The sequence below is a fragment of the Leclercia sp. UBA7405 genome (assembly GCF_037152215.1).
Lineage (GTDB): Bacteria > Pseudomonadota > Gammaproteobacteria > Enterobacterales > Enterobacteriaceae > Enterobacter > Enterobacter pneumoniae.
Map to the genome: position 1 here is coordinate 31,718 of NZ_JBBCMR010000004.1, position 12,107 is coordinate 43,824.

At 55.6% G+C, this 12,107-nt stretch carries 9 protein-coding genes; 5 read left to right on the forward strand and 4 right to left on the reverse strand.

Annotation, left to right across the window (positions count from 1 at the left end):
* Positions 1-141 precede the first annotated feature (141 nt).
* Positions 142-2,172, forward strand: a complete 2,031-nt coding sequence (locus tag WFN75_RS18165) for an alpha-amylase (protein WP_336996625.1) — start codon at positions 142-144, stop codon at positions 2,170-2,172.
* 175 nt (positions 2,173-2,347) lie between these two features.
* On the forward strand, positions 2,348-3,601 hold the full coding sequence (avtA, locus tag WFN75_RS18170) for a valine--pyruvate transaminase (RefSeq protein WP_336996626.1): 1,254 nt from the start codon (positions 2,348-2,350) through the stop codon (positions 3,599-3,601).
* Here the strand turns inward: avtA and WFN75_RS18175 are convergent.
* Both WFN75_RS18175 and WFN75_RS18180 read right to left on the reverse strand, forming a co-directional pair.
* Entirely contained in the window at positions 3,598-4,068 is a 471-nt protein-coding gene (locus WFN75_RS18175; RefSeq protein ID WP_286772296.1) for a 4Fe-4S dicluster domain-containing protein, read from the reverse strand. The two genes, avtA and WFN75_RS18175, sit on opposite strands and share 4 nt — an antisense overlap.
* 126 nt (positions 4,069-4,194) lie before the next feature.
* The gene (locus WFN75_RS18180; RefSeq protein WP_040077884.1) at positions 4,195-5,013 is read right to left on the reverse strand and encodes an AraC family transcriptional regulator; all 819 of its coding nucleotides are present in this window, start codon (positions 5,011-5,013) and stop codon (positions 4,195-4,197) included.
* A 226-nt stretch (positions 5,014-5,239) separates the two neighbouring features.
* Here WFN75_RS18180 and WFN75_RS18185 point away from each other — a divergent pair, with 226 nt between their 5' ends.
* Together WFN75_RS18185 and WFN75_RS18190 are read left to right on the forward strand one after the other, a co-directional pair.
* Positions 5,240-6,640, forward strand: a complete 1,401-nt coding sequence (locus WFN75_RS18185) for an MFS transporter (protein WP_207292754.1) — start codon at positions 5,240-5,242, stop codon at positions 6,638-6,640.
* A 10-nt stretch (positions 6,641-6,650) separates the two neighbouring features.
* A complete protein-coding gene (locus WFN75_RS18190; RefSeq protein WP_336996627.1) occupies positions 6,651-8,606 on the forward strand; it encodes a glycoside hydrolase family 127 protein in 1,956 nt (651 codons plus the stop codon).
* A gap of 108 nt (positions 8,607-8,714) precedes the next feature.
* On the opposite strand, the gene WFN75_RS18195 is transcribed toward WFN75_RS18190, so the two are convergent.
* Positions 8,715-9,455 (reverse strand): MipA/OmpV family protein, encoded by a 741-nt coding sequence (locus WFN75_RS18195; RefSeq protein WP_336996628.1) that lies wholly within the window; start codon positions 9,453-9,455, stop codon positions 8,715-8,717.
* A gap of 117 nt (positions 9,456-9,572) precedes the next feature.
* On the opposite strand from WFN75_RS18195, the gene WFN75_RS18200 reads away from it, so the two are divergent.
* Positions 9,573-10,535, forward strand: a complete 963-nt coding sequence (locus WFN75_RS18200; protein ID WP_336996629.1) for a LysR family transcriptional regulator — start codon at positions 9,573-9,575, stop codon at positions 10,533-10,535.
* On the opposite strand, the gene aldB is transcribed toward WFN75_RS18200, so the two are convergent.
* A complete protein-coding gene (aldB, locus tag WFN75_RS18205; protein ID WP_336996630.1) occupies positions 10,532-12,070 on the reverse strand; it encodes an aldehyde dehydrogenase AldB in 1,539 nt (512 codons plus the stop codon). The genes WFN75_RS18200 and aldB overlap by 4 nt on opposite strands.
* Positions 12,071-12,107 lie beyond the last annotated feature (37 nt).

Below are 12,107 nucleotides of genomic sequence, written 5' to 3' on the forward strand. Positions count from 1 at the left end.
TGCGCGATATCGCAGATAAGTGGCTAAATTAGCGCGAGATCACTCACCCTTTCGTCTCCTCCCTCAGCCTTTCGTCCAGGGAGGAGTTTGCGCTGCCAGCCTGCTGGCAAAATAGGCAAAACGCTGCGACAGGAATGTAAAATGAAACACTCAGCTTTAGCGCTTGTGTTGTTGCCTGCCATGGCCTGCGCCGACTGGTCGGCCGACGGTTTTCCTGCCTTTCAGGCAGAAGGCACAGGTCTGTATACCGCCCATGCAAAGCTTGCGAAGGGTACACGCCCTTTAAGCCTCATTTTTGACCAGACGTGCTGGCAGCCGGCCGGCCCCGTCAAACTCAATGAGATGCTGTCGCTCAAACCCTGTGAAGGTGATAAGCCGCAGTGGCGCCTGTTTCGCGACGGTGAGTATCAAATGCAGATCGATACCCGCTCTGGCACGCCGACGCTGATGCTGAGTGTCAAAACTGCCAGCGCGCAGACTGTTGCCAGCGTCACCCGTCAATGTCCGAAATGGGACGGCGCGCCGGTGACCCTGGATGTCAGCAGCACATTTCCGGAGGGCAGCGTCGTACGGGATTTCTACAGCAAGCAGACTGCCACCGTTCAACAGGGCAAAATTACTCTGCGACCTGCGGCCAATAGTAATGGCCTGTTGCTGCTCGAGCGCGCCGAAACTGATAAAGCGGCCCCCTTTAGCTGGCAAAACGCCACCGTCTATTTTGTCTTAACCGATCGCTATGTGAATGGCGACCCCACCAACGACAATAGCTACGGTCGCCATAAAGACGGTATGCAGGAGATCGGTACTTTCCACGGCGGCGATTTAAAAGGGCTCACCAGCAAGCTGGATTACCTGCAGCAGCTCGGGGTGAATGCTTTATGGATCAGCTCCCCGCTGGAGCAGATCCACGGCTGGGTAGGCGGCGGCACCAAAGGCGACTTCCCCCACTACGCCTACCATGGTTACTACACGCAGGACTGGACCCGGCTTGATGCCAATATGGGCAATGAGGCAGACCTGCAACAACTGGTCGACGAAGCGCATCGCCGCGGCATCCGTATCCTGTTTGACGTGGTGATGAACCACACGGGCTATGCCACCCTTGCGGATATGCAAGCCTTTCAGTTTGGCGCCCTCTACCTTAAGGGCGATGAGCAAAAAAAGATTCTGGGTGAACGCTGGACTGACTGGAAACCTGCCGCCGGACAGAGCTGGCATAGCTTTAATGATTACATCAATTTCAGCGACAAAGCCGCCTGGGATAAATGGTGGGGCAAGCAGTGGATCCGAACCGACATTGGTGATTACGACAACCCCGGCTTTGATGACCAGACCATGTCGCTCGCCTTCTTACCGGATCTGAAAACCGAATCCACCACCCCATCGGGTTTGCCAAACTTTTACCAGCATAAACCCGATACCCACGCGAAACCGCTTCCCGATGCCACCCCGCGTGATTACCTCGTCAACTGGCTCAGTCAGTGGGTGCGCGATTACGGTATCGACGGCTTCCGGGTTGATACTGCCAAACACGTGGAGCTTGCGGCCTGGCAGCAGTTAAAAGCGCGATCGAGCGAGGCGCTGGTCGCATGGAAGCAGGCGAATCCCGATAAAAAGCTGGACGACGCCCCCTTCTGGATGACCGGTGAAGCCTGGGGCCATGGGGTGATGCGCAGCGATTACTACCAGCACGGTTTTGATGCGATGATCAATTTCGATTATCAGGAGCAAGCGGCCAAAGCGGTGGACTGCCTGTCCGACATGGATCTCACCTGGCAGCAAATGGCAGAGAAATTACAGGACTTCAATGTGCTGAGCTACCTCTCGTCACATGATACGCGCCTGTTCCGCGAAGGCGGTTCGCGGGCGGCGGAGCTGCTGTTGCTGGCGCCCGGCACGGTGCAAATCTTCTATGGCGATGAGTCTGCCCGCCCGTTTGGCCCAACCGGCTCGGACCCTTTGCAAGGCACCCGCTCGGAGATGAACTGGCAGGAGGTGACCGGCAAACAGGCGCAGTCCGTGGCGCACTGGCAATTGCTTGGGCAGTTCCGCGCTCGCCATCCGGCAATAGGTGAAGGCAAGCAAACCGCCCTGACGCTGAGCCAGGGGTACGGTTTTGTGCGCCAGCATCATGACGACAAAGTGATGGTGGTGTGGGCTGGGCAACACTGAATCCAAATGCGCGCTTCGCCGCCCCGGCGAGGCGCGCTAAAACAGCATAATTCACTTCCCTAAGGGTTTTTTGCCCTATATAGACGCAAACAAGCCCCGCGGCTTCGATTTGCACCTGCGCAGTTGTAGCGTTAAGGTGAGCCAAATTTACTACAAGCCCGATAGACCACCTGCTATGACCTTTTCACTTTTTGGCGACAAATTCACCCGCCATTCAGGCATTACGCGCCTGATGGAGGATCTCAACGACGGCCTGCGCACACCAGGGGCCATCATGCTGGGCGGCGGAAACCCGGCGCAAATCCCGGCCATGAACAGCTACTTCAGCACCCTGCTGGCCGATATGCTCGAAAACGGCAAAGCCACGGACGCCCTCTGTAATTACGACGGGCCGCAAGGCAAAACCGAGCTGCTCACCGCACTGGCGGATATGCTGCGCAACGAACTGGGCTGGGAGATCGGGCCACAGAATATTGCACTGACAAACGGCAGCCAGAGCGCGTTTTTCTACTTGTTTAACCTTTTCGCCGGACGTCGTGCCGACGGCAGCACCAAAAAAGTGCTTTTCCCGCTGACACCGGAGTATATCGGCTATGCCGATTCCGGCCTGGAAGAGGATCTGTTCGTCTCCGCGCGTCCAAATATCGAGCTGCTGCCGGAAGGCCAGTTCAAATATCACGTGGATTTTGAACATCTGCACATTGGCGAAGAGACCGGCATGATCTGCGTCTCTCGCCCCACCAACCCCACCGGCAATGTGATTACCGACGAAGAGTTAATGAAACTCGACGTGCTGGCCAATCAGCACGGTATTCCGCTGGTCATTGATAACGCGTACGGCGTACCGTTCCCCGGTATCATCTTTAGCGAAGCGCGCCCGCTGTGGAACCCGAACATTGTGCTGTGCATGAGCCTCTCCAAGCTCGGTCTGCCTGGGAGCCGCTGCGGGATTATCATTGCCAATGAAAAAATCATCACTGCCATCACCAACATGAACGGCATTATTAGCCTCTCGCCTGGCGGTATTGGCCCGGCAATGATGTGCGAGATGATTAAGCGCAACGACCTGCTGCGCCTGTCGAACGAGGTGATTAAGCCGTTCTACTATCAGCGCGTGCAGGAGACGATCGCCATGATTCGTCGTTACCTGCCGGAAGAGCGCTGCCTGATCCACAAACCGGAAGGGGCGATTTTTCTCTGGCTATGGTTTAAAGATCTGCCTATCACCACAGAACTGCTTTATCAGCGCCTGAAAAAACGCGGCGTGCTGATGGTGCCGGGCGATTACTTCTTCCCGGGGCTGGATAAACCCTGGCCGCACACCCATCAGTGTATGCGTATGAACTACGTGCCAGACCCGGAGAAAATCGAAGCCGGGGTAAAAATTCTGGCCGAAGAGATCGATTGCGCCTGGCGCGACGAGGCCTAAGCTCGCGCTCGCAGCCGCGCTGCGCGGAGTGTCACCGGGTCAAGACAGCGTAACGCATGAGTCGGGCAGGCCGCCACGCAGGCAGGCCCGCTCTCGCGATGGGCGCAGCGATCGCACTTCAACGCCAGCGCCCGCTCATCAACCCGCATCACCTGCATCGCCCCAAAGGGGCAGGCGATCACACAGCTTTTACAGCCGATGCAGCGCTGCTGCTCTACCCGCCAGATCCCCGCCTCGCGCTGAATGGCCTGCACGGGGCAGACGCTGGCGCAGGGGGCCTCTTCACATTGATGGCAGGTCACCGCCGTGGTGAACGTCGCCCCCTTCATCACCCGAATGCGCGAAGCAAAGGTCGCTGGGCTGACCGTCGTGCATGATTGATCTTCCTGATGCGCGACCACGCAGGCCACTTCACAGGTGCGGCAACCGATGCACTTTGCCGGGTCCGCGACAATATACGGGTTCATCTCCTGCTCCATCCACGTTGGAAAAAAGTCAGGTTGCCAGAGTGAACGGGGAAGCCGCCTTGATCCCACTACGGTAAACGGCGGATTTAGGGTTCTTGCCAGCAAAACTGGGAAATTGCCCTAAGGTCAGGCCGAATTAATGTGTTCTTTGCAGTAACGCCGCTTCCAGACGGCGGGCGTTAAGCCTGTATGTTTGCGAAAAATCTGTCGGAAATAGCCCACCTCATTAAAACCACAGCGGGTTGCCACCTCTTTAAGCGAAACCGCACCGTTAAGCAGCAATTTTTCCGCCGCCCTCACCCGCTGGCGATGAATGGCCTCCGTTAGCGTGAGATGGAACACCCGGCGAAAGACCCGCCCCAGATAATCGGCATTACAGTGAAGCTCTTTTGCCAGCTGGGAGGTGCTCAGGGGTAAATGGAAGCGGGTGCTAATAATCTGGCGGGCCTTCCAGGCTAGGCTCACACCCGCCTCATCGGGCGGCTGTTGGGGGCCGGCCGTAAGAGAGATTTGTTGTAGAATCAGCAGTAAAAGGTACTCCAGCGCCGGACTGCGCTGTAACTTCTCCTGCTCGGTAAGAAACTGTCTGAATAGCGAAATCACCGACGAAGGATCACCGCTTTTGCCGTGTTGATGCACTGCCAACTGCGTCCCCAGTGGCGATCGCAACGCTTGCTCATTCACGTCAAAATGCAGCCAGTAAAAGCGTAAATCGGGGGGAAAATCCTCAATGCCCTGATGGCGACGCTGGGGCCAGAGCAATAAGCTTTCTCCCGCCTGCACCTCGAAAACCCTATTCTCCTCCTGGATCGTTAATTTCCCTTTTTCGACAAAGATAATCTCCCACGAGGTGAGTTTACGCGCCGGGTGCCGGCCAATACCCCGGGAGATAAAGTACCCGCCATTCTGAACGCTAATCGGAAGTGTTATGGATAATTCAAGCATGGATATTCACTATCTCGCTAAAAATGGCTTTTAAATACGCCTTTTCCATTGATTATTAACAGCTATTCCGTTTTCTTCCCGATCGAAATCACACTTTGACGACGAAGTCGGAATCCTCACCTTTTTATACTTTTCCCTTCCCTTGTCGCCCCAGACTTTCAGTGCAGAATGAATGAGGTACCCCACAGTAACACCTATAAAAATTCTATTACCGAGGAGTTACCTCATGACTTCTACTTCGATTACGCAGAGAGATATCGCCGGGCAGGCCGCTGACGATCGCCTCTCTGTCCGCGAAAAAATAGGCTACGGCCTGGGTGATGCCGGTGGCACCGTCATCACCTGCCTGATCATGAATTTTTTGACCTTTTTCTATACCGATATCTTTGGCTTAACCCCCGCGCTGGTAGGCACGCTGTTTATTGCCTTACGCGTATTCGACGCTATTTCCGATCCCATCATGGGCGTTATTGCTGACCGCACCCAGAGCCGCTGGGGACGTTTTCGTCCGTGGCAACTGTGGATTGCCCTGCCGATTGGGATTATCGGGGTGCTCACCTTCACCGTGCCGGATGCCGGCATGGGAGTCAAAATCATGTGGGCGTTTGGCACATACCTGCTGTTATCGGTGGGCTATACCGCCATCAACGTCCCCTACTGCGCGCTCATCAACACCATGACCACGCGCCACAGCGAAGTGATCTCCTGCCAGGCGTGGCGCTTTGTGCTGTGCGGGGTGGCGGGCTTTTTAGTCTCCGTGGGACTGCCATGGCTGGTGGCGGTACTCGGTAAAGGTGATGCGGCCCAGGGTTATCAGCTTGGCGTAGGGGTGCTCTGCGCCGTGGCGGTAGTCATGTTCCTCTGCTGCTTCTTCTGGGTGCGGGAGCGCGTACCCCTGGCGCTGATGGGCAAATTTACCCTGCGCGAGCACCTCTCCGGGCTGCGTAAAAACGATCAGCTACTGCTGATGCTGGTGATGTCGTTCTTGCTCATCAATGTTTTTAATATCCGCGGCGGCGGCTACATGTATTTCATCACCTATGTGCTGAAGGGCAGCACAGCTTATACCTCGCTCTTCTTCACCATGGTCACCTTCGCGGCGATCTTCGGCGCGGTGATCGTTAACTATCTCTCCCGACGTAGCGATACGGTCAAACTCTACTACTACACCAACCTGGTACTGGCTGGGCTGGCGGTAGGGATGTGGTTCCTGCCCGGCGGGCCGGAACATCAAACCCTGTGGCTGGCGGTGATTCTCGGCAACGGCGTGATCCTTGGTTTTACCCTGCCGCTGCACTTCTCGCTAATGGCGTTTGCCGACGACTACGGCGAGTGGAAAACCGGCGTGCGCTCCTCCGGAATGAACTTCGCCTTTAACCTGTTCTTTATCAAGCTGGCCTGGGCCTCCAGCGCCGGGATCATCAGCCTGGTATTTATATTTGTCGCTTATCAGCCGGGCGCAGGCAACCAGACCGCTGCGTCATTGCAGGGGATCACCATGATGGAGACCCTGCTGCCGGCCCTGTTTCACCTGCTACTGGCGATCGCGATTCGCTGGTGCAGACTCAGTAACCCCATGATGGCGCGCATAGCGACCGACCTGCGTCAGCGCCATGTTCAGTCCTGAGGAGTAGAAGATGTCCATAATGGAACCCGACCTGCATAAATTAAAAATCAGTGACCCTTTCCTGGGTCAGTATCAGCGGCTTGTTCGCGATGTGGTGATCCCCTATCAGTGGGATGCCCTGAACGACCGGATTGCCGAGGCGGAACCGAGCCACGCTATCACAAACTTTCGTATCGCAGCGGGGCTGGAGCACGGTGACTTTTACGGCATGGTTTTCCAGGATAGCGACGTCGCGAAATGGCTGGAAGCCGTCGCATGGTCTCTGTGCCAGAAACCTGACCCCGAGCTGGAGAAAACGGCCGATGAGGTGATTGCTCTGGTCGCTGCGGCGCAGTGTGACGATGGTTACCTCAATACGTACTTTACAGTCAAAGCACCGGACGAGCGCTGGACCAACCTGGCTGAATGTCATGAACTTTACTGTGCAGGGCATATGATCGAAGCGGGCGTGGCCTGGTACCAGGGCACCGGTAAACGTAACCTGCTGGAGGTGGTGTGCAAATTGGCAGACCATATCGACAGCGTCTTTGGCCCGCATGATACGCAGCTCCACGGTTATCCCGGCCACCCTGAAATCGAGCTGGCGCTGATGCGCCTGTACGATGTCACTCAGGAGCCTCGCTACCTTGCGCTGGTAAAATATTTCGTCGAGGAGCGCGGCGCGCAGCCGCACTTTTACGACATCGAGTATGAGAAGCGCGGAAAAACGTCGTACTGGAATACCTACGGCCCGGCGTGGATGGTGAAAGATAAAGCCTATAGCCAGGCGCATCAGCCGATTGCCGAACAGCAGACGGCCATCGGCCACGCGGTGCGTTTTGTCTATCTGATGACCGGCGTGGCACATCTGGCACGCCTAAGCCAGGACGAAGGCAAGCGTCAGGACTGTCTGCGCCTGTGGAACAATATGGCGCAACGCCAGCTGTACATCACCGGCGGTATTGGTTCACAAAGCAGCGGCGAAGCGTTCAGTAGCGATTATGATCTGCCGAACGACACCGTCTACGCCGAAAGCTGCGCCTCCATTGGGCTGATGATGTTTGCCCGACGCATGCTGGAGATGGAAGCCAATAGCCAGTACGCCGACGTGATGGAGCGCGCGCTTTACAATACTGTGCTGGGCGGCATGGCGCTCGATGGTAAGCACTTCTTCTATGTAAACCCGCTTGAAGTGCATCCTAAATCGCTGGCTTTTAACCATATTTACGACCACGTGAAGCCTGTTCGCCAACGCTGGTTTGGCTGCGCCTGCTGTCCGCCGAACATCGCCCGCGTGCTGACCTCGATTGGTCATTACATCTATACAGTCCGTGACGATGCGTTGTTCATCAATTTATACGTGGGCAACAGTATGGCGTTCCCGGTAGGGGACCAGGAGTTGCAGTTGCGCATCGGCGGTAACTATCCGTGGCAGGATCAGGTCACTATCACCATTACCTCTCCGGTACCGGTGGAACATACCCTGGCGCTGCGCCTGCCGGACTGGTGCGATGCCCCGCAATTAACGCTGAACGGTGAGACGCTGCAAGGTGAGGTGCGCCAGGGGTATCTGTACCTCAATCGCCGCTGGCAGGAGGGAGATGCGCTGGTTCTCACCCTACCGATGCCGGTTCGCCGGGTGTATGGCAACGGGCAGGTGCGTCAGCAGGCGGGCAAGGTGGCCATCCAGCGCGGCCCGCTGGTTTACTGCCTGGAGCAGGCCGATAACGGCGAGGGGCTGCATAATTTAACCCTGCCCGCCGACAGTACATTCCGTGTCTTTGAAGGAAAGGGGATTTTCGCCCATAAAATGTTAATACAAGCAGAGGGATACTGCCGAAACAGCGAAGACGGCACAAACGCGCCGCTCTGGCAGTACGATCGCGCCCCCTGCCCATCGCAGGCACAGACGCTAACGTTTATTCCGTGGTTTAGCTGGGCTAATCGCGGCGAAGGGGAAATGCGGATCTGGGTAGACGAGGCATAAACCCGGCATGGACGACGCGACATCAACGCCGCCGGGCGAACCGCCAGGCAGGGGAGCACCGCCAGGCGAATGAAGGATGCCCTTTTTCCTGGCGGCAGATTCGCATCATCAGAAGCGCCAGGCGAGCCCGATCATCAGCGTAACGCTATCGTCACGATCGATCATCGGGCTCTTTCTCACCGCATCAGGCAATGCGGCGTAGCGGGCGCTGGCGTTCAGCAGGAGTTGTGACGTAAGCGCATATTGGGCCGAAAGCCCGACGTAAGGCATCCAGCTGTCGCCTGCGGCGTACTGCTGCAGGCCGCTGCGGCGTGATTCAGAGGCGGATACGCCATAGTACTTATCGTTAAAGTTCTCATTGTAATAATAAACACCCGCGGAGGGCGTCAGGGTAAAACGCGCCATACGAACAGGCTTGAAATAAGCCAATTCCCCCATTACGCCGCCGCTTTCGTCCCCGGCATTTGCCGCAAGAGTCAATTTAAGGCTACCCCAGCGCTCGTGGCGATAAAATGCGCCCCCCAGCATGGCAGAGGCCCGGCGTTTATCCAGCTGGCGCATGTGAGCGTCGTCATTATCGTCAGGGTCGAAGTGCAGCGGCATCCAGGAAGCGGTCAAACTCAGTTCGTTTTTCTCATCTTTCCAGATAATCCAGCCCAAAGAAGCCTGGCGCACATAAAAATGATGATCTTCATAGCTGACCAGCGGCACGGCAGAGAGCGTATCGTTATACCCTTTGTAAGGCGATTCATTATATGCAGCCCCCATGCCCAGGGAAAATTCTGCCGCCATGACGGAAAACGGGGAAAATAAAAGCGCGGCGAGGATAAATTTATTTTTAAAAGCCATTCCATGCGTCCATTAATAATATTACGACCCGGCGCATAGTAATGGTTACAAAATTCGCGGTGCAATTAAGTTGTTTATATAATATTATATATGAAATCATATAGATGGGCGTTACCCATGCGCAAACTGCAGATCAAACCGCGTGAATTAAAGATCGTCTCGGTCATCGCTGCGACCCGCAGTATCGGCGATGCTGCCGCTCTGTTAGGCATGGCGCAGGCCAATGTCAGCAAATGTCTCTCTGATTTTGAGGCACGGGTCGGGCTTAAGGTATTTGAGCGTACCACCCGCCATCTGGCATTGACTCAGTTTGGCGAATCACTGTTGCCTTACATTAACCGTTCACTCAAACAAAACGAGCGACTGATCAATTTCATTGGTGATTACAAGCACGAAAAGCGCGGAAAAGTGACAATATATGCGCCAACAGGAATTATTACCTATCTGGCTCGCTACGTGATCCATGAAATTAAAAATCTCGAAGACATTCATATTAGCCTGAAGACCTATAATCTCAGCACCAACGAATTCTACGAAGGCGTCACCTTCCCTGATGACTGCGATATATTAATTACCTATGCGCAACCGAAAGATGAAAACCTGGTCGCCAGCACCCTCACCAAATATTCCATTACTGCGTTTGCTACTCCGCAATATATAAAAAATCATCCTATTAACAGCCCGGACGATCTCATTAACCACTCCTGTATTCTTATCGATTCTATGATCGTCGATGACGCCAACATCTGGCGATTCCGCGCACATCAGAGCGAACAGATACGCGATTACAAAGTCACGGGTAACTATATTTGTGACAACACCCATGCGGCGCTCGAACTGGCGCGTAATCATCTGGGGATCGTCTTCGCGCCAAAAGAGAGCCTGCAAAAAGAGATAGAGCAGGGTTTGATGGTGCCCTGCTTTACCCATCAGGAGGAGTGGTGGCTGGATCTGGTGACCATCTTCCGTAAACGCGAATACCAGCCACTCCGCGTGCAGTATGTGCTGGATGGCGTAATGAATACGCTGCGTAAGCAGATTGAGCAGGCCGCCGTGGGGCAGCCTGCTCAGGGAAGTTAAAACAGCCCGAGGGGCTTATCGGAATAGCTTACCAACAGGCACTTCGTCTGCTGATAATGTTCCAGCATCATCTTGTGAGTTTCACGTCCGATGCCTGACTGCTTATAACCGCCGAAGGCGGCGTGTGCCGGGTAAGCATGGTAGCAGTTAGTCCATACGCGCCCTGCCTGTATGCCGCGACCCATTTTATAAGCCAGGTTACCGTTACGGCTCCAGACGCCTGCCCCCAGACCATACTGGGTATCGTTCGCCAGCTCCAGCGCCTCGTCCATCGTTTTGAAGGTGGTCACTGCCAGCACCGGGCCGAAGATCTCCTCCTGGAAGACACGCATATCGTTTTTACCAAACAGGATCGTCGGCTCGAGGTAATAACCTTCGTTTAAATCGCCGCCAAGCTGTTTGCGGCGCCCGCCGGTTAAGACATCCGCCCCCTCTTTTTTACCGATATCAATATAGTTAAGGATGGTTTCCAGCTGCCCGTGAGAAACCTGCGCCCCCATCTGGGTGACGCTGTCCAGCGGGTTGCCGCTGCGGATAGACTCTACGCGGCGAATTGCGCGCTCCATAAAGCGTTCATAGATAGACTCCTGCACCAGGGCACGACTCGGGCAGGTACAGACTTCCCCCTGGTTGAAGGCAAATAAGGCAAAGCCTTCCAGCGCCTTATCGAAAAAGGCATCCTCTTCATCCATCACGTCGGCAAAGAAGATGTTAGGGGATTTACCGCCCAGCTCCAGGGTCACCGGAATGATGTTCTGGGTCGCGTACTGCATAATCTGTTGTCCCACTTCCGTGGAGCCGGTAAAGGCCACTTTAGCGATGCGCTTCGAGGTCGCCAGATATTCGCCAATCTCGCCCCCCGCACCGTTCACCACGTTCACCACGCCCGGCGGCAACAGATCGCCAATCACCTCCATCAACAGCAATACCGATAGCGGCGTGAGACGCGCCGGTTTCAGCACCACGCAGTTACCGGCTGCCAGCGCTGGCGCCATCTTCCAGCTCGCCATCAGCAGCGGGAAGTTCCACGGAATGATCTGCCCCACCACCCCCAGCGGCTCATGGAAATGATAGGCCACGGTATCTTTATCCACCTCGCTGATACCGCCCTCCTGGGCGCGAATACAGGAGGCAAAATAACGGAAATGATCGATAGCCAGCGGCACGTCAGCAGCCATGGTTTCACGGATGGGTTTTCCGTTATCCCAGGTCTCTGCCGTGGCTAACAGCTCAAGGTTGTGCTCCATGCGGTCAGCAATTTTAAACAGGATGGCAGCCCTGTCCTGCACCGAGGTTTGCCCCCACCGATCTTTCACTTTGTGGGCGGCATCCAGCGCCAGGTCGATATCCCGCTTGCCGGAGCTGGCGATTTCGCACAGCGGCTGTCCGGTGACCGGGGTGACATTTTGATAGTAATCGCCGTCGGCCGGTGCCACCCAGTCGCCGCCAATAAAGTTGTCATAACGGGCTTTTAGCTTAAGAGGAAAACCATACTCGCCGGGCAGAATGCGTGATGAGGGAGGATTGTTGGTCATGGCCATCTCCTTGCGTGAAGTGTCCTTCAAAGGTAGA

Bases quoted from the DNA above. Each gene is read 5' to 3' on its own strand.
- WFN75_RS18190 (WP_336996627.1), top strand. From the start codon at position 6,651: ATGTCCATAATGGAACCCGACCTGCATAAATTAAAAATCAGTGACCCT.
- WFN75_RS18165 (WP_336996625.1), top strand. From the start codon at position 142: ATGAAACACTCAGCTTTAGCGCTTGTGTTGTTGCCTGCCATGGCCTGC.
- aldB (WP_336996630.1), bottom strand. From the start codon at position 12,070: ATGACCAACAATCCTCCCTCATCACGCATTCTGCCCGGCGAGTATGGT.
- WFN75_RS18195 (WP_336996628.1), bottom strand. From the start codon at position 9,455: ATGGCTTTTAAAAATAAATTTATCCTCGCCGCGCTTTTATTTTCCCCG.
- WFN75_RS18200 (WP_336996629.1), top strand. From the start codon at position 9,573: ATGCGCAAACTGCAGATCAAACCGCGTGAATTAAAGATCGTCTCGGTC.
- WFN75_RS18175 (WP_286772296.1), bottom strand. From the start codon at position 4,068: ATGAACCCGTATATTGTCGCGGACCCGGCAAAGTGCATCGGTTGCCGC.
- WFN75_RS18185 (WP_207292754.1), top strand. From the start codon at position 5,240: ATGACTTCTACTTCGATTACGCAGAGAGATATCGCCGGGCAGGCCGCT.
- avtA (WP_336996626.1), top strand. From the start codon at position 2,348: ATGACCTTTTCACTTTTTGGCGACAAATTCACCCGCCATTCAGGCATT.
- WFN75_RS18180 (WP_040077884.1), bottom strand. From the start codon at position 5,013: ATGCTTGAATTATCCATAACACTTCCGATTAGCGTTCAGAATGGCGGG.